The following is a 21,445-nucleotide window of genomic DNA, read 5'->3' as shown; positions in this document are numbered from 1 at the left end:
TCTGTGATTTATTGCGTAAGCGTTGCTTGCCGTAGGCGTCGCATCCCTCTTTAAAAACTGTCCGGAGTATTGATATAATAGATTAGCTAATTGCTGACGCACTCTACTGAATTTTTATTTGTCAATCCCACACAGGCTAACCAGGCGATCGTACATTATTGATATTTCGAGAATTAAGGTGAAGAAACATCACGCTCCTGCTTTAATCGCAATTGTCCTTTACAAAAGTTTTGTTGCTTCCCTCTTGACAGTAACTTCGATTGCTTTGCTTTTTGCATTAAAAAATCATCAAGTCTTAGAAAAGTTTTCGCAATCTTATGTGTTATCAAGCAAACTAAAAATTATTGAATTCATCGTAGATAAACTTTTAATGGTTAAGCCTAAAACCTTACTGTTTAGCGGACTTCCCGCAGCAGTTTATGCAGTTTTAACTGCTGTTGAAGCCGTTGGTTTGTGGTACGAAAAAGACTGGGTAACAATCTTAGTTTTAGTGCTGGTAAGCATCAGTAGCCCCCCTGAAATATATGAATTAGTTCATGGGGTCACGGTACTTAAGTTAGCGGTATTTATCACAAATGTAGCCATCTTATGGTATTTGCTCCACCATTTGCCGAAGCATGGTAAAGGAGCTTAAAGTTTTGATTATTTAGAGGAAAGTCACTTGATTGTATAAATGTCAGCATTTTAATCTCATAAAACGGCTTATAAGTCAAATAAAAACCTCAATCTTTACAAAAATTTGCTGATTGTAAAGATTCGATAAAGCTCCGAGGGGTTATACCCCCTATGAGTTATAGTGACATATATATAGATGCACCCTGATGGCTTTCCCGTTCCACAAGAGCGGGATTTTTATTGGAAAAATATTGTATTAAGTTTTAAGACACCTGGTAGAGATAGAATTGGTGGAACATTTCAATAAAACGATCGCCAGATGCAAAAATAGTACAGAAGAAGCAAAAACGATGGTTCGGAGCGATCGAACATCCGCCCTAACTCCGCGAAATAACCCAAAGACGTTAGCATATTGTGGGAAACGGCATCAATGGAAGATCAACTTAGCGTTGACAACAGCGCTGCAACAGGGCGAAGACACCATAATTAATAGTTGATTGTGCTCTAATTTTTGAAGTTTTATGGATTAAGAAGATTTCACTCCTGATGTTAGGTCAATTTTCGGGAATCCCCAACTGGATGATGCTTAGTTTCACAAACTTTTAAGTTTTTTTCCATAGTCTTGTCTCCGACAATCAACCCTCTTTGTCAGTTAATCAGTGTATTAGCCAGTTGCAGGGCTGTTTCATTCTCATCAAAAACGTGAATTTTGACTCTTGTAGTGCCTTTCTTTGCCTACCCCCGACGTAGACGATTCATTCGGCAGGTCAGACCAAGAAGGCCGGCACTCTTGGCACGGCTCCTAAGTCGAATGAAACAGCCCTTATTTGCCAGTTGGGGGTAACGAATGTGAGTTATAAAAAAATTAACAACCCGGTTTTTTCAAAAAATCGGGTTGTTTAAATCGATGGTGAAGCGCGATTTGCTGTCTAAACTATTCGGAAAATAAAAGGGTAGCGGTAAGGTTGGTTAGGATCTTGCAAAACGTGGAGGATAGCCATTATTGTCAGTCCCCAGTGCAGCAGATAACCTAGGGGCACTAGGACAAAGCCAGCAAGACCAAAAGTGACGACAGTTAACACCACAATCACGGTGCTGTAAAGCCATACATTAAGGTGAAAATTGATCGCTTCTGTGGCATTTTCTTTGACAACGGGGTCATCTGATACTAACAATACAGCGATCGGCGCTCCGATCGAGAACAGTAACGTGCTGAAAAAAATCGCCCCGTGGCAAACCAGTGATAGCAGCTTTCGCTTGTCAGAGTCGTACATATTACTTTTCCTTGACTTTATTGATAATTTTACCTTTAATAGCAACTGTAGCACAGGCTATAATGGCGATCGGGTGATGATTCCCCTACCTAATTTGTGATGACAACAGAACTCGAAACTGAACTGCTAACTGCTGTTGAGCGCCGGCGCAACTTTGCTATTATCTCGCACCCTGACGCGGGAAAAACTACTTTGACAGAAAAGCTGCTGCTGTACGGAGGTGCAATTCACGAAGCAGGTTCTGTGAAAGCGCGGCGGGCTCAGCGACACGCTACCTCTGACTGGATGGCGATGGAACAGCAGCGGGGAATTTCTATTACTTCTACTGTTTTGCAGTTTGAGTATAAAAAATATCACATTAATCTGCTCGATACTCCGGGACACCAAGATTTTAGCGAAGATACTTATCGAACTCTGGCGGCGGCTGACAATGCGGTGATGCTTGAGGATGCTGCTAAGGGTTTGGAACCGCAAACTCGGAAGTTATTTGAAGTTTGTAAGCTGCGAAGTTTGCCTATTTTTACTTTCTTTAATAAGCTCGATCGCCCTAGCAGAGAACCTTTGGATTTGTTGGACGAAATTGAGAAGGAATTGGGGTTGCAGACTTATCCGGTAAATTGGCCGATAGGTACGGGCGATCGCTTTAAAGGTGTTTTCGATCGCAGGGCCCGCAAAATTCACTTATTCGAGCGGGCTAAACACGGTTCTCGTGCTGCGGTTGATACCGTTATCGAATTGGGCGATCCGCGCATTGAAGATTTGTTGGAACAAGACCTTTACTATCAGCTCAAAGAAGAGTTAGAACTGCTTGATGAGTTAGGAACTGAACTCGATTTAGACTTGGTTCGGGCTGGAAAAATGACGCCTGTTTTCTTTGGCAGCGCCATGAGCAATTTTGGGGTAGAACTGTTTTTAGATGCGTTTTTAGATTACGCTATGAAGCCGATCGCCCGCAAGAGCAGCGCCGGAGATTTGCCGCCAACTTATGAAGACTTTACCGGGTTTGTGTTTAAATTGCAAGCGAATATGGACCCGAGACACCGCGATCGCGTGGCGTTTATTCGGGTTTGTACGGGCAAGTTTGAAAAGGACATGAACGTGACTCACGCTCGCAGTGGTAAAACGGTGCGTTTGTCAAGGCCTCAAAAGTTATTTGCTCAGGATCGCGAGTCGATCGAGGTTGCGTATCCGGGCGATGTGATCGGTTTGAACAATCCGGGAGTATTTGCGATCGGCGATACTATTTACACTGGTCAAAAACTGGAATATGAAGGGATTCCCTGTTTTTCTCCTGAACTTTTTGCTTTTTTGAGAAATCCCAATCCTTCTAAGTTTAAGCAGTTCCGCAAAGGCGTTTCTGAGTTGCAGGAAGAAGGCGCAGTGCAAATTATGTACTCAGTTGATGAGTCGAAACGCGAGCCAATTTTGGCGGCTGTCGGACAGTTGCAATTTGAGGTGGTGCAGTTCAGAATGCAGTCGGAATATAATGTAGAAACGACGATCGATATGTTGCCTTACAGTGTAGCTCGTTGGGTTGACGGCGGTTGGGAGGCGCTGGAAAAAGTTGGGCGGGTGTTTAATACGGTGACGGTGAAAGATACTTGGGGAAGGCCGGTTTTGCTGTTTAGAAATGAGTGGAATTGCCGCCAGGTGGAAGGGGAGCATCCTGTGTTGAAGTTAAATGCGATCGCCCCTGTGGTTTCTGGTTTGGCTGTTAGCGAGGAGTGAGGGGGATAATTGGTTTGTAGGGAAAGGGCACGGTGGGGTGTCCTTTTTAGGGCTTACGCATTAACCAACAGTTAAAGGCTTGGAATAAAGAGGGTATGAAAGCCGGGTTTGGTCTTATCATAAAATACATCAACTCTAAAGATGCGCCTTGACGCAGTGCCGCAAACACCGAGTCAAGACGACTTCTCCAATGTTGTAGAGCCAACACAGGAGCTATATCAATAATGACAAATAACGATCCAAATAGGTGGCTGCGCTACGATTCAGAGCAGGATATCTCCCGACACAGCGCCACCAACCCGCAGAAATGCCGGGATATGCAAAAGAAGTATGGCTGGAAACTGATCGACATTGAGGAAATCGAAAATAAGTACATTTTTGAAGTTGATTGCGTGTTCAAAGGGAAAACAGAATTTCCCAACTATCTCGAAGAAAAGGAGGAAGAGTGATGCACAAGTACATTATTTTTCAGGCTGAGTCAGGTGAGGATGAAGGGTGGAGACAGAGAAAACTCCAACACAGCCAAGCTCTAACTTTTATCATTGCAGAAAACTGGGACTCTTCTAACGAACCGATTCCTGAACCGGGATATCGCCCTGTAGAATTTGTGCGGGTGGAGTCAGAACACGATCCAAAGGAACACGCACACAATACTCACTATCGCGTCAGCAATTGGGAAGTTGTGCGGGTGCAAACATACACGCCTGACATTCCAACTCCGATGAGCGACTATGACGTAATTGTGATGTGTTACTGTCGGTACAACCCGATCGATACTCCTCTCAAACCGATGCCGAAACGACAGGTATCGATCGATTCTTTTGGCGGGGATGAAATAGCTTACAAGCAATACCTAGAATCGGAAGAGGGCAAGAAGTATGCACAGTCAATTTAAGCGTCAAGTCCTTTATAACGCTAAATCCTCAGCCTGACCCAAAACCTCCCAATCCCCCTCTTCAATCCAAAATCCAAAATCTAAAATCTAAAATCGGTTGACGGCTGGCCCCCTCTGCGGCTACGCTTTGAAGTGAGAGGTTGCTTGCTTGTAGAGGAGGCAGCCCGCGTCGCCCAAAAATCTAGTTGCACTGCCCAAAGCTGTTGGTAGCAGCAATGGACAGCTCACCGCCAAACTGGAATCAGCAGTCTGGAGGCTAACGGAGTATCTTAACATCCTCTGTAGCCGCCCTGCTATGTCTTGAAATGCGGGGCGGCTGGGTTTTTGGGTTTTTCTAGAAAACCCAAAACCAGGAGAACATATTATGTCACAGGAATTCGTGCCTGACGACAACTTTTCCGATCGCCCAAATGACGACTCAGCAGCAGTATGCGAACAGGAAGTGGTGCTGTTAACGGTTGTCGGTTCGCCCAAGGGTGTCAGGGAAACCATACTCACTTTGTACCGGCTGGGATTTGCAGAAGTTGGCGATTGGAGTCCCGTACAGCGTGCGGCGAATCCGAAGCAGGTGATGAGCGTGCTGATCCGTCGGAAGCGGGCTGACAGTAAATCGCCGAGACAATCTGGGCGGTAAGCTGCAAGGTTAAGTTTTTTTAGGGCTTACGCATAGGGCCCAGAAACCGGGTTTTTACGAGAAGACGCGTTGTGAGGCGCAGATTCGGTAAAAAACCCGGTTTCTTTGTCGGAGTGCGTAAGTCCAATTAATCTTATTCCAATTAATCTTATTCCAAACGTTTTAATAACTCTTTAGGTGATAGTAAGGCTGACGCATGGGTGGCCAGAAACCGGGTTTTTCCCTTGAATACTTGGTTGTGATTCGCAGATTCAGCCAAAAACCCGGTTTCTTTGTCGGAGTGCGTAAATCCTGTGAACTTTCGGTGTAAGTTAACTCGACACATCCTCCTCCTTAATGCCGCGTCTTTACTCCTTGCGATCGAGCTAACGGCTGACAGTATCCTCACCCAAATTATTGAGAGATTCTTGCAGCGCATCGCGTCTATTGCGAACCCAATCGCGATTAGGAGCAATGGCTAAAGAGCGATCGAACATTTCCAGCGCCTCTTGCCAACTCTTGAGTGCTTCCTGTCTCTCAAATAATTTTTCTTGCAAATCACCCAGTATTTTTAGCGCCCTCCCTTTGTTGTTGAGAGCAGCGATATCATCCGGTGCAATAAGTAAAGCAGAATTAAAGGCTGCGATCGCCTCTGAGTAAGACTGTTTTGCTGCCTCAAATTCACTTAGCCGTGCTTGCAAATCACCCAGACATCGCAGCGCATTCCCTTTGTTGTTGAGAACAATGATATCATCCGGTGCAATATGTAAAGCAGAATTAAAGGCTGCGATCGCCTCAAAGTAAGAATGTTTTGCAGTCTCAAATTCACTTAGCTGTGCTTGTAATTCACCCAGACCTCGCAGCGCATTCCCTTTGTTGTTGAGAACACCTATATCATCCGATGCAATAAGTAAAGCAGAATTCAAGGCAGCGATCGCATCAAAGTAAGACTGTTTTGCCGCCTCACATTCACTTAGCCGTGCTTGCAAATCACCCAGACTTCGCAGCGCATTCCCTTTGTTGTTGAGAGCATTGATATAATCCGGTGCAATAAGTAAAGCAGAATTATAGGCTGCGATTGCCTCTGAGTAAGAAAGTTTTGCCGCCTCAAATTCACTTAGCTTTGCCTGTAAATTACCCAGACATTTCAGCGCAATCCCTTTGTTCTTGAAAACGTCGATATCATCTGGTACAATACGTAAAGCAGAATTCAAGGCAGCGATCGCATCAAAGTAAGACTGTTTGGCAGCCTCAAATTCACTTAGCTTTGCTTGCAAATAACCCAGACTTTGCAGCGCCTTCCCTTTGTTGTTGAGAGCATTGATATCATCCGGTGCAATAAGTAAAGCAGAATTACAGGCTGCAACTGCCTCTAAATATTCCTGTCTTGCCTCTAAATATCGAGCCAACCGAGCATAGTAATTTCCCTCCGAACGCGAAACTCTACCAAGCCAATAATCACTTTTAATCCACAACTCATCTCTAACTTCCAGCAGCGCCTCGCATTCCTTATAGCGACTATTGTCCAAAGCTTCATCAAACACCTCTTTCCATTCTTCTACACCCCGCTGCCAATCCAAGCGATTAGCATGAAAAATGGCCTCCGCCGCATCCCCCACTTCCCGATAATGCCCCTCTAAAACCTCATGAGCCCTGCGAGTTTTCGGATTATCCCGATCGGCATCCAAACGCCGCAATAAATCGTGAATCCGATACCAGTTATCCCCCTGCTTCTGCGATTTCCACACAAAGGAAAAACCCGTCAAAATCTCAAAATTTGCACTGCTTGCTTGGAAGTGACAACCCACTCCCAATTTCACGTACAAATCTTCATCAAAAGCGCGGCAAGCACTCAGTGAATGCACGGCCGATCGCACTTCTCGATCGACATAACTGAGCAACCGATCTGTTAATTCCGCAGTCTTGTTTTCCAACTTCGGAATCCGCGCAAAATCCGACGACAGCAACTCAATTCCCCGCTTTCTTTCCGCCAGCACCGCATCCGCGCACAAACCCAAATAAAATGGATGTACCTGCAAATTTTCCCAAGGATCGTCGGGATTGACGCTGGCATATTTAATTGCAGCATCTGCCAAATCTGGCTTGTCAATCTCCACTTTGTGCAAGTAATCCCTCGCATCATCCGGCGACAAATGCCACACCAATTGTGCATTTATATAATCTGCGGGAATCGGAAACTTCGACGCATTCGGCCACCGCAATTGCGTCACCGGGCACTCTCGCCCCGCTACAGCAACCACAATCCCCAATTTGTAATCCAATGCCCTCAACAACCGCCGAAACCACTCATCTTGATACCAAAAAGTTGCGCCTTGAGAATTGCGTTTTTCATCCCACATTTTCTCGTGAGTATCGAACAGCATCACGAGGCGTTCTGGTTTGTTTTTGCCAGCCATAGCCGCATTCAAATCCCCAGCAAACAATTTCGGCAAACCGTCGGTTAACTCAGTATCAATATCTTTCCGCCGAATTTAATCTGCCTTTTCGTCGCTGACACCCAAGCGATTTTGAATTAATTTCATCGCCCGCTTGATGCCGCCCAATTTATCTATCCCTTTCAGCACCGCTACCGCTTGCGCCACCACCGGAAAATCTGCAAAAGTTTCAACTACAGGTGCCACCAATTCCGCCACATCATCGGGGAAAAGTTGGTTGAGAGTTGCCTGTGATTCGCCCTTGTTCAGCAAATACCAAAAGCAAGCAAAGTCATAATTGGGAAATTTAAATTTATATTTTTTAGTGCCTGCTGCAATATTGCGCCGCAGCATCAGCAAGCCGTAAAATCTATCTTGCGGTTTATCTTCTTTAATCGGTATCAATCCGAAATCGTGCCTGACTGCGGGGATGGGAGTGTAGGTTTTAGCTGCTGCATAGCGGACGAAATTAGCAACTTCGGCGGCTTGCGAGTCAGGGAGTTCGCGCCATTTTTGCCACACCTCCGGTGCAAATCTTTTGCAGCAGTGAAACTCCAAGTGTTTTAGCAGCAATGACTTGCCGTTGCCTCCATCCCCGAAAAAATACAAAATTTGTTCTGGAGGCGGGTCTTCGTTTAAATAAAAGGCAAATCGGCGGGTAAATTCGTATCTGTCGGTGAAGAGTTGGAGTTTGCGATCGTCCCCGATTGATTCGCTTTCAAAATCTTCGTCGTCAATTGGCATAAGTGTGCGGGTGAGGTGTTAATTTAATTATAAGCAAAAATTAGATTGAATCGGCGATTGAAATCGCTTCTTGTCAAACAAAGTCCGCCTTCGCGGACTAAGAGATAAAGGAAGTATTTAACCCGGATTTAGCATAAATCTTCAGTCTTCATAGCGAAGACTTTAACTTTGAGGCAGGGGTTTAAACTCCTGCCCGATCGCAACGATCGTCCGCTGGGAATGGCCGAAAGTTTGACTATTGAGCGGTTTCAACCGCCGAAGAAACTGCAACAACTGGTGACATAGAAATAGAGCTGTGTTAGAACAGCTATCGATCGACCACCCAAGCTATCTTAGAAAGGACGCTAGCGAAAGCACAGTCATGGCACCTCCCACTAATCCAAATCCGGCGGATTCATCTGCAAAACAGTCTCTAGAGGCTGGGCTAGCAGCTTTGAAACAGCAGGATTACCCCACCGCGATCGCCCTTTTAGAATCCGTTACCCAAACCGCAGCTAATCAGCCGTCGGGAATCCGCGCGCAGATGGGGTTGGTGGCTGCGTACAAAGCAACCGGTAATGTGAAAAAGGCGATCGCCCTGTGCTCTTCCCTCGCCAAAACTCCCAACTCTCAAGTCAAAACTTGGGCCGATCGCGCTTTAACAGAATTAACCCCCCCTCCCCCCCCAAAACCACCGGAAAATAAACCAAAATCCGCAGAAACTCCCCCCGAAACAGGCTTTGTCGCCTTTGATGCAGGAACTAAATCGCCGAAAAAAACGATTGGGGGCGATCGACCGACCGCAGATAAAAAAACAGGATTTTTACCTTTAGAGCCTGCTGTAGAGCCTGGAAACGCCAAATCGCAACCGATTTCCCCGCCACCTCCACCCCCCACAGACCAGACTTCTGAACCAGAAAACTCGACAGAAACCGCACCGGATACCGCAGAAATTAGCGGCGAAAATAGTTCCGGTTCCCCAACAGATATCCCCGGAGTCGCCAGCCCAGATACTTACCAACTCACTTGGCGCCAAGCAGGGCGCACCGCCAAAAGTCCGCGCCCCCTCAAACCGCTGAAGTTGCTGGAGTTTCGGGTGGAAGCCGTTGCAAGTGCGATCGCCCTATTTTTCCTAGCCCGGTTTATCCTGCAATTCCTGCTGACAAACACTAATTCTCTGTTGGTTCAGCTTTACATATTCACTAGACTGCCTATTTTCGCGCCGATTCAGCTTTTTTACCGCGATCCAACTCCGTTTGTTCAGATGGTGTTTGGATTGCTTTTGGCCTCGTCTCCGTGGCTGATAGACGCGCTGCTGAAACTGTTTTGTGGCATCGAAACTCTGCGCGGGTCAGTTTTATCCAAGCACAGCAAGGAAGCTAGTCGGGTAATGCGAAGTTATTGTACCAAGCAAAATATGCCGGTGCCGGTACTGAAACTCTTGCCGCTGAATGTTCCTGTAGCTTTCAGTTACGGCTGTTTGCCCCGTTTTGCTCGGATTGCTGTGAGTCGGGGGCTGTTGGAACAGTTGACGGATGATGAAATTGCTACTATTTTTGCGCGGGAGTTGGGCCATATTTCTCACTGGGATTTTGCGCCGATGTCGCTGGCGCTGCTGGTGATTCAGATTCCTTACTTGATTTATTGGCAGGTGGCGCACTGGCAAGAGCGGTTGTGTGATTTAATGACGATCGAGTTTTTGCGTTCTGCTGTCAAATTTGTGGCCGCTGCAATTTCTGCTACGAGTTATGGGATTTATAAGTTGTTGCGCTGGCCGATGTTGTGGGTGTCGCGCCGCAGAGTGTATTTTAGCGATCGCACTGCTGCAGAAATTACGGGTAATCCTAACGGTTTGACGCGGGCATTGTCTAAAATTGCGATCGGCATTGCTGATAATATCGAGCAGCAAAAACAAACTAGCTTTTTCCTAGAAAGTTTCGATTTATTGTTACCCGTAGGTGTTGGACAAGCTGTAAGCCTTGGTTCTGCTGCATTACACGCGCCGCTGGAACAGATTTTGCTGTGGGATGTCAGCAATCGCGAACGCAATTGGTTGACGGTTAACCGCGCGCATCCTTTGCTGGGAGAGCGTTTGAAGCTGTTGGCTCTTTATGCTCAATTCTGGCAACTTGAGACAGAGTTAGATTTGGCAAACGCGGGAGTGCCAGAACAACCCAAGAAAGGAAAATTGTCTCTGGTTAAGTCAATACTCGAATTTAAAGACTCAAAACTATTTTTACAGGGTGCGCCGTTTTTTGGAATTCCGATGAGTTTGGCGATAGTCGGGGTGCTTTGGCTGATTGGCGGGATTTTTTCAAGGACGAGTATCTGGCAGTTGGATTGGCTTTGGGGCGATCGATCTATTATTTGGGGCTGTTTGCCGATCGGATTTAGCATCGGTACTTTGATGCGGATCAATTATTTTTTCCCGGATATTATACCCCGAGAAACCGCTTCGCCGAGTTTGCCGGAAATTTTGTCAAATCCCGAGAGTTTGCCGCTGGATGCTGAACCCGTGCGGCTGGAAGGGCAACTTTTGGGTCGATCGGGTATGAGTAATTGGCTGGGACAAGATTTGATTTTGCAAACGGCGACAGGGTTGGTGAGGTTGCACTATGTTTCGAGGTTTGGCTACATTGGCTCTTTGTGGCCATTTTTGTTCAAAGAGACTACTCGCCCTAGCGATTTGATCGGAACATCTGTTGTGGCGACTGGTTGGCTGCGCCGGGGTGCTACTGTGGCGATCGACCTTGAAAGTCTCCGCAGTCAAGGAGGGAGGGTTAGTGACAGCGGACATCCGATTTGGTCTGCGATTTTGGCTTTTGCTGCTGCTATTTGGGGCGCATACATCATTATCCAGGGCCCAAGGTGAGGAATAGCGATCGGATTGCCGCGCGACTAGCAAACAAGGCGCAGCCTCGATCGGTTTTGAGTTAAACAGCGGAGGGGCGATCGGATTCTGGAGTTGCTCCCTACGCACCCTACAGTCTATCCGTTACATCCGTTACATCCGTTACATCCGTTACAAAATCCGTTGCCGAACTTCCTTCGTAAAGAAAAGTTGCTTTTTTGCCAGCATTCTGTTACATTAATTTACAGGAATTGGATTGAACCAAACAGCGCGATAACTTCAGTTGTCTAAAATCCCTTAAGGCATTGCGTAAAAATTGTCAACATCCCAACACAGCAAGTACAGCCAGCCGCTTGTCGGCTGTTTTTTTTCGATCGCTATTTTTGCGGTGCGGGATGAATTCTCAAAAGTGATTCAGATGTGGTTTCCGTTAAATTCAGACTGAAATCTTCCTAAATAACTAGCTCTGTTACCAAGGCTGTGATACCTTTAAAGAATGCTCGGACTCTGCCGGGCCTGATTTAAGGGATAGCGGGTAAGTGAGTAGTTCTCAGCATTAGGAGCGAGGTAAGATTACTGGCTAAAAAAATGTTAGCGATTTTACCCATCACTGTATTAAACTGAATACTGGCATTCCGATCGCTTGCAATTGACACATCCTTGGACATAAATTTCTACACGGCGCTGGCTATAAACATTCTGAATCAAAACCGGAAGCAAGTAATACAGAATAGCCAATAGCCTCAACATTTGAGTGATGACTAAAAGTTTACACAACAACCTGAGATTTAAAAGCTCTCTGCATCGGCGGTTAATTTCCGGCCTTATCAGAGTAAATCATCTTTTTGTTCTAAAAGATGGGGGGAGCTGTCAAGGTTGGTGGGAGGAATGCGCCAATTCTCGGGTTATGTGGTGTTTGCCTGAAGTCAATATTCAGTTGACTTCAGGTAATTCGGTTCGAGCAAATTAATTAAAATCCAAGTCGGGAGGAATTTTTCATGTCTATTCGTCTTTATGTTGGCAACCTACCCAAGGAACTCGATCGCCTAGAATTGCAAGAAGTTTTTGCACCGGAGGGCGAATCTGTTACCACCAAGGTAATTACAGATCGCAAAACTGGTAAATGCAGAGGCTTCGGTTTTGTGACTGTGCTAACCGACGAACAAGCCGACCAAGTTATTGAGAAATACAACGGCTTGATGTTCAAAGAAAACCCGCTGAAAATAGAGAAGGCACTGCCTCGCTCTAAGGGTAAATCTGAGAAGGGCGAAGACGATCAGCAGCAGTCGCAGCAGTCACCGCAGTTGGTGTCGGCATCGGCGTCTGTGCCTATGCCTGTGCCTGCGCCGCAGCAACAGCAGCGCTCGGCTTCGGCTCCTCCTACCCAAGGTGGAGGCGGTTCCAGCAAAAGCAATCGCCGTCGGGGTGACAACAACAAGTCTCGCCGTAATCAGTCAGCAACAACGGTGTCGAGCGCTGATTCCGGCTCGGTGCAGCCAGATCCGCGCTGGGCGAGTGCTCTGGAAGAACTCAAGCAAAGATTGGTGGAAGCTCAGACTACTAATTAGTCGAAAATGGCGGCTAATTGCTGCTGTCTCTCGACTTTGGTTGACTGAATGTATCTGGAAGTGCGATCGAGAATGGGTCAAAAAAGCCGGTTCTCGATCGCACTATTTTATTAAACCTCTTGCAAAAAAACTTTTGAGGTCTAAAGAAAGCGAGTTTTTAGCCCCCCTAAATAAGTCCTGTTTATTCGACTGCCGAGAATTCAATAGTCTCAATAAACTCGAAAATATTGTTCATAATTCCCTCAACTTCAGACTCCAGGGAACCCAATTCGTCCCCCTCCTGATAAATTCGCTGACAGCTTACCGTGTAGCAAAAATCGTCAGCGATAAAAGCCATAAGTCCCCGGTAGGCATCCAGCCGAGCAGCAGGGCCCTCGTTTTTTTGCACGCTGAGAGTTGCACCGGCAGGCAAATCTAAAACCGCGAAATAAGCTTCTTCATCTTCTAAATATTCCGTGTGGACTAACTTAGAATTGGCAACATTAGCAAGAATTGCCTGAGAAACAAAATTGTCCAGAAAAGACTTGAGATAAGCTTCCTCACCAACAGACTCGATTGTTTCTTCCACTTCACCAGCAATAGGGAAATAATCAATTTTCAGCAAAACGCCAAAGTCGTCAGAAAATGCGACACAGCCTTCTTGCTCATCAATTTTACCGCCTCGTTGCTCGTCAACTGGAATGGGGACGCTAAAATTGCCTTCAGGAGATACGTATAAAGCCCCATCTAAATCAGACTCTTCGCCCTCTACTTCCGAGTAAGCAGCAATTACATCCTCAATAATTTCCGCAGCTTCCTCGTCTTCCACACCTAATGCTTGCTGGAATTCTTGGAGAAAAGCTTCGTGCTTCTCAGATATTTCACCATCGGCGACAAACATTGCTGCGGTTATTGCAAAAGTATCCAAAACTAACTCATCTGGCATGGATTCCCAAGCAGTATTAAATAATGCTCCTAAACCGTCTTGGGCGACAATACCGTCGAATTTTTGAAACATTGCTGACATATCATCTTCCGAGTATTCAGCAAATATTTCTGATTCCCAAAGTATGCTTTCTAAGATATCAGCATCCGTATCGGGGGAATTTGCCTCGGCTGCCACAAATGCTACCGCGGCTACGGATTCTTCTAAAGTCAAGCTTGCTTCGGATTGGTCTTCTGAATTGAATATTTTATCAAACTTGGCCACAGGTTTTGCCCCGCTAGTGTTTAGTTTTGCTATTCATAGCAAATTTATGACATAAAAAGATAGTCGTCAGGGATACATTTACTTTTTCCAAAAAGCCGCCAGTCAATGTAGGGTGCGTCTAGCCTTACACCTTACCACTCGTAAATATTAAATATCCAATTAACTTACCAAGGACTGCCAATTATTGTGAATCCGGCCCAAAACTTCGGGTGAGAGAAATCTGCATTTGCTGCTTGTGTGGCTTGATTAATGTCGATCGCGCCTTGAGTTCCCCGCAATTGACCGTTTTTAATTAAAATTTGTTTGTGGATCATTGCCAGTTGAGCTTTTCTGAGCGCTTCAGCTTTAATTGGGGCCGATCGCAAATTGCCATAAAACTCGGTCATCAACCCCAAAGTGGCGATATCCTTAACTTTCCACAAACTCGCTAGCGCTGATTTTACACCGCTGCGGACTGCCAGTCCAGCAAATCCCATTTCTGCTGCTATATTGTCGCCGATGGCAGTTTCGCACGCACTCAGCACTAATAACTCGACTTGTCTGCGATCGTACCACTTCGCCAACCTAAATTCATCCAGTGCCAAAGAGCTGTCCCACAAATCAATCTCAGCTTCTTTTCTTCCATTTTCGCCTTGAGGAAAACTGGCGTGAGTAGCTAAGTGAACGATTCCAAATGCCTGTTGTTCTCGCTGTTTTCTCAGGTTTTGCAGGGTAAATTCTTGATTGAGAAAAGAGCTGCCTTGCCACAAGGGAAATGCTGCTTGAGTTGGCGTTTCTGTTCTCCTCCCGGCGATCGCAGATAATTCGATCGGCACCGCAGGCAAACGCTTTTTATCCGTGTGTGGAAACTCTGAAGCACCCATCGCTAAAACTTGAGCGTTTTTCAAACTTTGATACTTTGTGTTAGTCAAGCTGACACTAGGAAGTGTTCCTACACTGTATTTTTCTACTAGAAATTGCTTGCCGTCGTGCAAAGCGGATAGTGGCAGTTGGCGCAAACCAGCATCAAAGGAAAACACTAGCGTATCTATATTTAATGCTTCTAAATTTGAACTCATCGGCGCAATTAGCCACTGGTAAAGTTGCTGAGCTATTGGTAAATATTCTTCACTTTCCGAATAATTTGATTTGCCCAAATATCGATGAAATTCTGCCACTTTTTCCAGCAAAACTGCGCTAGTGACAGGAATATTTCGGAGAATCGGAGGACCCTCTGGAACTACTAACACTAGGGATAATTCTTCGAGACGGACGATCGCGTAAACAATTACAGCTTGCTTCCCGGTTTCCTCCTTAATTGTTTTCAGAGTTTCTCTTAGATATTGAACGTTAATTTTTTTATCCGTGAAATTTTCCCCATAATAATTTTCGTAGTCTTGTTCAAAGAGTTGGTCAATTAGAGCAACAGCATCATTAGCATTGCCTTGATCGAGAGTTTGTTCGACGAGCGATCGGCTAATTTGTGAGGGAAAGAGATTTGGGATATCTGCGGGTGCGGGATTTTCTCGGATCGGAGGGGGAGTGGGAGTTGGTGCGGGCGCTGGAGTTGGGGCGGGGGCTGGAATTGGTGCGGGCGCTGGAATTGGTGCGGGCGCTGGAATTGGTGCGGGCGCTGGAGTAATAGTCGGTGAATCTTGAACTGGCGCTGTATTTATTGCAGCCATTCTCTCCCAAACATTAGAAAGATTGAAATCAAATGGTTCAGAATTAGCAATCGGTAAACTAGGAGTTTGCACAATTATTTCCGGCGGAGTTTCTGCGACTGAAACAGTTAAATTGTCAGTAGATGGCTGTGTGGAAATCAGGTTATTTGCTTCGGCTCCGGCAATCGTATTAACTGACGGGGTGTAAGGAAGTTCTAGCGAGATAATTGTTTCGTTGTTACGCTTCCAATCTAATTCAGTATTTCCCGTTTCAGCATTTTGGCCGATCGAGGTTTGAGCACCCAATAAATCGCCAATTAAAAAAGCTAACTCCTGTTGGGGATTTTGGCTTTGGCTGACAGCGGGCGCGGGTACGATCGCACTTGCAGGCACGGGTACGATCGAGCTTGCAGGCGCGGGTACGATCGCACTTGCAGGTGCTGGCTGAATTGGAGCTAACGGCTGGGTTACGGAGGCAAGAGGGGCTGTGGGCGCGGGATTTGGCGCGTTTGAAGGTTGGGGGGCGATCGCAGGTTGAGCGCCGAGGGAGGAGGTGATTTGGGAAACAGAGGGAAGGGTAGGCCTCGAAGCTAGGCGGGCAGCAGCGTTTGGGGTTGTGGGTGTTGAGGGCTGCGTGGGGCGCGCGCGCGGTGGCAGTAGGAATAAACCGGGCAATTCAGGTAGTTGAAAGTCGATGGGAAAACCAGGTATCGGATCGGGTGTTGCCGAAGGTGCGATCGAAGTTTCGGGAATTGGGGCAGGTGCGATAAATATTTGGGGAATTGGGAAAGGTGCGATCAAGCTTTCGGGAATTGGGGAAGGTGCGATCAAGCTTTCCGGTGTTGCCGAAGGTGCGAGGGGTAAACGCAGTGGGAGTTGCGGCGAGGGTGTGCGTACAGTTGATGGGTTGGAGAGGGGGACGATCGGGATTGTACCGATAGCGCTACTTGCAGGCGCGGGCGCTGGAGTAGATGTCGGTGCGGGCGTCGCACTTGTTACAGGCGGAGTTGGTAGGATCACTGTGATCGCACTTGGTGCAGGATCGGACGCTGGAGTAACAGTAGGTGCGGGCGTCGCACTTGTTCCAGGTGTCGGCGATAGAGCCACTGTCGGCGCTGGTGTCGCACTTGTTCCAGGTGTCGGCGATACAGTCACTGTCGGCGCTGGCGTCGCAATTACTACAGGTGCGGGGGCTGGAGTCGCTGCGGGCGATGGAGTTGGTGCGGGCGCTGGAGTCGCAATTATTACAGGTGCGGGCGCTGGAGTTGCGGCGGGCGATGGAGTTGGTGCGGGCGCTGGAGTCGCAATTGTTACAGGTGCGGGCGCTGGAGTTGATGTGGGCGCTGGAGTTGGTGCGGGGGCTGGAGTCGGTGCGGGCGCTGGAGTCAGGGCGGGATCTGAAGTCGGTGCAGGCGCGGGAGTAGCTGTCGGCGCTGGAGTCGGTGCAGGCGCGGGAGTAGCTGTCGGCGCTGGAGTCGGTGCAGGCGCTGGAGTCGGTGCGGGCTCTGGAGTAGCTGTCGGCGCGGGAGTCGGTGCGGGCGATGGCTTGGGATCTGGAACAGATATAATTCCAATCCGATCGACATCCTGTTTGTGTGTATAAAGATAACTATTAGTAGGAGTAGAAGAAATCATTGACTCCGCTGTCGCATTTCCCCTGCTAATAGCAGCAGTAGTTCCATTAATTGCGGAATTACCAACAATAAAAGGTGTCAGTCCATTACCGCCGTGACGGATCAGAATTGTACCGCCGATATCGCCAGCACCTCCCGCAGTAGAAATGCTAGCAGTAACGCCATTTCTATCTAAAAAAGAGTTGACAGCCCGAAAAAACTTTTCAGTCCAAACATAGACATTTCCACCTTTATCATTACCAGTGCTCTGAGCATTAATTTGATTCAGGGTAATATTGCCACCAGCATTCAAAGTGACATTGCCGCCATTATTAGCCGAACTTGAATTCAGATTACCTGTTTGAATTTCTCCTTTATCGCTTGTGAGTGTAATTCCTGCCGCTGAAGTGATGTTTTGGGCAGTAATATTATTTGTTGCCCTGATATTTAGAGCAGCAGGAGTCTTGGGGATATCGTCTTGAATAGTGACGCTGTTGAGCGGAGTGATATTGCCAACTGCACCGTTAAACTGAACAATTCCCGCCTCTGGCTTCACAGTGAGATTGTAGGGCCCGTCAATTGTAGAATTAAAATTAATGTCACCAGTCCCTTTAACGCTTACTAAGACATCCCCTGTCAGAGAAATCGCACCATTGAAGTTAATATCGTTATTTTTAGTAGCGATATTTCCATTATTAATAGTTATGTTATTGTTGGCAGTAAAAGTCAGTGTGCCACCATTACCGCTGCCAGTAGCACTAGCATTCACCTTGCTTGTGGCTATGCTACCAGCAGGGCTTGCGAGAGTAATATTCCCGCCATTACCATTAGCAGAAGGAGCGATTAATGCACCTTTGCTAGTATCAATATTCCCGCTGCTGCTAGTGACGCTAATGCTACCGCTGTTTGCATTAAAACCACTTACAATGATAGCGATATCCGATGTACTAATATCGCTGGCCGCTTTAACAGTGATACTGCCGCCGCTATTACCGCCAAGAGAGTTGAGAATTCCAGCAGTGGTATTAACAGCGCCTCCACTCTGGAGAATAATATCTCCACCGTTTAATTGACCCTGTGCATTAACATTACTGGTGGTAATATTGCCACCAGCTTGAAATGTAATTATTCCCCCATTTCCATTCAAACTTTCCGAGAGAACTTCGTTGGCAATAGTATTGATGGCTCTACCAGAAGTAACATTAATATTCCCACCATTGCCAACAGATTTAGTTGTGACAACCCCAGTAGTAATATTGCCTGCTGGTGCATTGAGCGTTATATTACCCCCAAAACCAGTAAGATTGCCAGCCTGTAAAGCTCCTGTGGTGGTTTGAATATTCCCCGTAGTGCTAAGGAAGTTAATATTTCCACCCAGGGGAATTGCTGTTTTTGAAACAACTATTACGTTGCCAGTTAAAATGTCTTTAGCTGCCTCAAGTTGAATATTGCCAGCCGAACCATTCCCACCAACGAAAGCAACAGAATTTAATCCGCCTGCTGTGGTGTCGATCGTACCATTTTGGCTAGTGAAGATAATGTCTCCAGCTCGTCCATTACCATTATCTACGCGAGTAATTACATCACCTGTCAGAATATTTTGAGCGCCGCGAAAAATGATGTTGCCAGAATTACTACCCTTAGTATTCACCGACCTAATTTCTGAACCCCTAGTATCGATCGTACCTGTGTTAGTCGTAAATTGAATTCTTCCTCCTGTGCTAATACTGGAATCTACATCTGTCGCTACTAAAGAACCATTAGTAATAATATTTTGAGCAGCAGTGAGAGTAATATTCCCGGCATTATTTATGCCGATAGATACAACATAACTCCCACCCGTATCAATAGAGCCTGCTTGACTGGTAAGCGTAATATTCCCACCATTTCCCCCACTTGCATTCCCAGAACTAGAATTAGCCTCCATCCCGCCCGTCCTGATGTTACCAGCAGCCTGGAGCCGAATGTCTCCGCCGTTACCACCATACCCTCTAGATTGGATTAACCCAGTATTAATAGTACCGTTTTGACTGGCGATCGTAATATTTCCTGCACTCCCATTAATTTCGGTAAATGAGTTCCCTCCATCAGAGCTTATGTCATCAGTGGTAATATTACCAGTCGCATTAATCGCGATATTACCGCCAATGGTCCCAGAGGAGCCAGTTAATAAAAACCCAGATATATTAACGTTGCCACCGCTAGTAATACTGACAGGTTTACTATTAGCAAGTATGGAATTGGTTGAGATATCACCAGTTGCTTCAAGGGTAACATTGCCTCCCAATGATGAAATTGTCGGTACCGAGAAGCCTGTTGTAGATAATTTGCCGACTGTGAGGTTTCCACCCAACGCTTGTAACGTAATTGCTCCTCCTTGTGTCTGAATAGTATCATTGGTATCTACAAATGTGATTCCGCCTGCCGTTGAAGAGATTCTCAGACTACCAGAAGTCAAAGGTAAAGCAACTAAATCCGCTTTGCCAGATACCACCCCAGTGATATTGTTAATAGTGATATTTCCTGTTGCTTCTAAAACAACATTGGCATTAGCACCTTGGGCGCTAATTTGTCCCCAAGTAACAGTATTAGCACCAATGTTAGCATCACCAGCTAAAATTTGGCTGTCCGGCTGTAAGCTGGGAATGTCCTGAGTTCCATTCCCTGCTACTTCATCTACAATAGTCAAAGTGGCTGGATCAAGCAACAAAGTGCCAAAACTGCCATTCGATGCCGAAGTATTTACATTACCTCGAAATATTAAAGTTTCCTTGCCAGATACCTCAACAAAGCCGCCGTTGCCAGAATTACGGCCGCCGCGAGAACTAATATTACCCAAAAAACCTGTCACTTCATCCGCCCAAACAATGACGCGACCGCCATCACCATTTATAATACCATCAGCATTAATTGTGGAATCATTACTCACAAATGTCCGCAGCGCATTTGGCACAGTACCTTGACCTTTGTAATCACCGCCAAGTCGTACATTCCCACCGCCATTTATCCCGGAAGCGTTGATATTCGCATTGATTAAACCCACGCGCGAACCCAACACATGTATACTCCCTCCCTTATCCCCAGAGACATCAATATTACCAGCAACAATTGCAGTTCCTGGCTCAGTTGGCACTATTGCCCCCGTACCAGTCAACTGTAAAGTTCCATCATTATTTACTGTCACCCCCGTTGCACTTCCCCCGCCGCCCGCCAACAACTGCGGCAAAGATGCAACTGGCAACACCCAATTTTGAGGCAAACTACCCGCGACAGATTGCGGTTGAATCTCCAAACTCAACAGATTTCCCGGTTGACTAATTCTGACTAAGCTCTCGCCCGGAACCGCTGCAACAATAATATTTCCTCCCGGTGCAGAAAGTTGTCCCGTACTCAAAACCGTGCCGCCCAATAAAGTTAAATTTTGCCCTTGTCCCACAGCCAAATTGCCTAAATTGACAATTCCTCCCGGCTGTGTATTTGTAAAAGCAAAACTATTAGGATTTCCGACTAATTGAGTATAATTATTAGTACCAGCCGCACTAAACCAGTTATTGCCAAAACCGATGCCCGTCGCAGTAGTCGCAGTGAAAGCAGCAGGCACGTTCAAACTGGCATTTGTGCCGAAAACAATCCCCGCCGGATTCATTAAAAATAAATTGGAATTGCCGCCCGTTATTTGAATTAATCCGTTAATCAGCGAAGCATCGCCGCCGACAACTCGCCCTAAAATATTGCGGATATTAGGATTTGATATAAAATTGGCAGTTTGCCCTTGAGTTAAACCAAATTCTTGGAAACTGTGAAAGAGATTTGCACCGTCGCTGGATTGTTGGCCGCCGTTAATGTTTAATTGGTTGCCGCTGGGAGTAATTTGAGTATTCGTGCCGTCGGTTGCGGGGGTAATTTGGGCTGTGGCTGTTTGGGATGCGGGGAAAAGTCCTATGTCCCACATTGTTAAGGTGGTGAAGGAGAGAAAGGTTAGGAAAAAGCGGGGTTTTTTGTGTGTTGATTTCATGGTTTTTGTTAGTAGATGATATCTCGTACACTCTGATAATTGCGAAAGTCCATTAGCGCCCTCTGATAGTCCCAAAGTCCGCCAGGGAATGAATTCCCTGGCTAATAGCGAAAGTCCTCTGAAGAGGACTGTAGAAAAAAAAGTTTGATACAGTATTGGACGCATGGTAACGGTGTGGCAAAGGTCTGAGATTCTTTGTTTCACTCAGAATGACAGAATTACGTTGCAGTGTGTCCAGGACTATGATATCAGTCCACTTTAGTGGACTTAAGCTTTGAGGCAG

13 protein-coding genes are annotated in these 21,445 nt (G+C 46.4%); 7 read left to right on the top strand and 6 right to left on the bottom strand.

Features of this window, described 5'->3' with window-relative positions; genetic code table 11:
• The first annotated feature begins 178 nt into the window (after positions 1 to 178).
• Complete coding sequence (locus QUA74_RS25330; protein ID WP_333334584.1) at positions 179 to 634, top strand: DUF2127 domain-containing protein; 456 nt, start codon at positions 179 to 181, stop codon at positions 632 to 634.
• A 910-nt stretch (positions 635 to 1,544) separates the two neighbouring features.
• On the opposite strand, the gene QUA74_RS25325 is transcribed toward QUA74_RS25330, so the two are convergent.
• Positions 1,545 to 1,889, bottom strand: coding sequence for a DUF4870 domain-containing protein (locus QUA74_RS25325; RefSeq protein WP_333334581.1), 345 nt, complete (start codon positions 1,887 to 1,889; stop codon positions 1,545 to 1,547).
• Positions 1,890 to 1,988: 99 nt separating this feature from the next.
• Between QUA74_RS25325 and prfC the strand changes: the two genes are divergently transcribed.
• From prfC to QUA74_RS25310, 3 genes are all read left to right on the top strand, one after another.
• Positions 1,989 to 3,617 carry a peptide chain release factor 3 gene (prfC, locus tag QUA74_RS25320; protein ID WP_333334579.1) on the top strand — a complete coding sequence of 543 codons (1,629 nt, stop codon included), beginning with the start codon at positions 1,989 to 1,991 and terminating at the stop codon, positions 3,615 to 3,617.
• A gap of 224 nt (positions 3,618 to 3,841) precedes the next feature.
• Positions 3,842 to 4,066 carry a hypothetical protein gene (locus QUA74_RS25315; protein ID WP_332984150.1) on the top strand — a complete coding sequence of 75 codons (225 nt, stop codon included), beginning with the start codon at positions 3,842 to 3,844 and terminating at the stop codon, positions 4,064 to 4,066.
• Positions 4,066 to 4,512, top strand: coding sequence for a hypothetical protein (locus tag QUA74_RS25310; RefSeq protein ID WP_333334577.1), 447 nt, complete (start codon positions 4,066 to 4,068; stop codon positions 4,510 to 4,512). Before QUA74_RS25315 ends, QUA74_RS25310 begins: the two co-directional genes overlap by 1 nt.
• 120 nt (positions 4,513 to 4,632) lie before the next feature.
• Here QUA74_RS25310 and QUA74_RS25305 read toward each other — a convergent pair whose 3' ends face one another.
• Positions 4,633 to 4,788: a hypothetical protein gene (locus tag QUA74_RS25305; RefSeq protein WP_333334575.1), complete on the bottom strand. Its 156-nt coding sequence runs from the start codon at positions 4,786 to 4,788 to the stop codon at positions 4,633 to 4,635.
• 88 nt (positions 4,789 to 4,876) lie between these two features.
• On the opposite strand from QUA74_RS25305, the gene QUA74_RS25300 reads away from it, so the two are divergent.
• On the top strand, positions 4,877 to 5,146 hold the full coding sequence (locus QUA74_RS25300) for a hypothetical protein (protein WP_333334573.1): 270 nt from the start codon (positions 4,877 to 4,879) through the stop codon (positions 5,144 to 5,146).
• Positions 5,147 to 5,511: 365 nt separating this feature from the next.
• On the opposite strand, the gene QUA74_RS25295 is transcribed toward QUA74_RS25300, so the two are convergent.
• Both QUA74_RS25295 and QUA74_RS25290 read right to left on the bottom strand, forming a co-directional pair.
• Positions 5,512 to 7,542, bottom strand: a complete 2,031-nt coding sequence (locus QUA74_RS25295; RefSeq protein ID WP_333334571.1) for a hypothetical protein — start codon at positions 7,540 to 7,542, stop codon at positions 5,512 to 5,514.
• A 75-nt stretch (positions 7,543 to 7,617) separates the two neighbouring features.
• Positions 7,618 to 8,304, bottom strand: coding sequence for a hypothetical protein (locus QUA74_RS25290; RefSeq protein ID WP_333334570.1), 687 nt, complete (start codon positions 8,302 to 8,304; stop codon positions 7,618 to 7,620).
• Between the two features lie 295 nt (positions 8,305 to 8,599).
• Here QUA74_RS25290 and QUA74_RS25285 point away from each other — a divergent pair, with 295 nt between their 5' ends.
• Both QUA74_RS25285 and QUA74_RS25280 read left to right on the top strand, forming a co-directional pair.
• Complete coding sequence (locus QUA74_RS25285; protein WP_333334567.1) at positions 8,600 to 11,155, top strand: zinc metalloprotease HtpX; 2,556 nt, start codon at positions 8,600 to 8,602, stop codon at positions 11,153 to 11,155.
• Positions 11,156 to 12,132: 977 nt separating this feature from the next.
• Positions 12,133 to 12,702 carry an RNA-binding protein gene (locus QUA74_RS25280; protein WP_333334565.1) on the top strand — a complete coding sequence of 190 codons (570 nt, stop codon included), beginning with the start codon at positions 12,133 to 12,135 and terminating at the stop codon, positions 12,700 to 12,702.
• Positions 12,703 to 12,883: 181 nt separating this feature from the next.
• Here the strand turns inward: QUA74_RS25280 and QUA74_RS25275 are convergent, their stop codons facing one another.
• The gene (locus QUA74_RS25275; protein ID WP_333334563.1) at positions 12,884 to 13,891 is read right to left on the bottom strand and encodes a tellurite resistance TerB family protein; all 1,008 of its coding nucleotides are present in this window, start codon (positions 13,889 to 13,891) and stop codon (positions 12,884 to 12,886) included.
• A 164-nt stretch (positions 13,892 to 14,055) separates the two neighbouring features.
• The gene (locus QUA74_RS25270) at positions 14,056 to 21,099 is read right to left on the bottom strand and encodes a CHAT domain-containing protein (protein WP_445302175.1); all 7,044 of its coding nucleotides are present in this window, start codon (positions 21,097 to 21,099) and stop codon (positions 14,056 to 14,058) included.
• Positions 21,100 to 21,445 lie beyond the last annotated feature (346 nt).

It is taken from the genome of Microcoleus sp. LAD1_D3 (genome assembly GCF_036702135.1).
GTDB lineage: Bacteria > Cyanobacteriota > Cyanobacteriia > Cyanobacteriales > Microcoleaceae > Microcoleus.
This window is presented reverse-complemented; position numbering and strand designations above follow the sequence as displayed.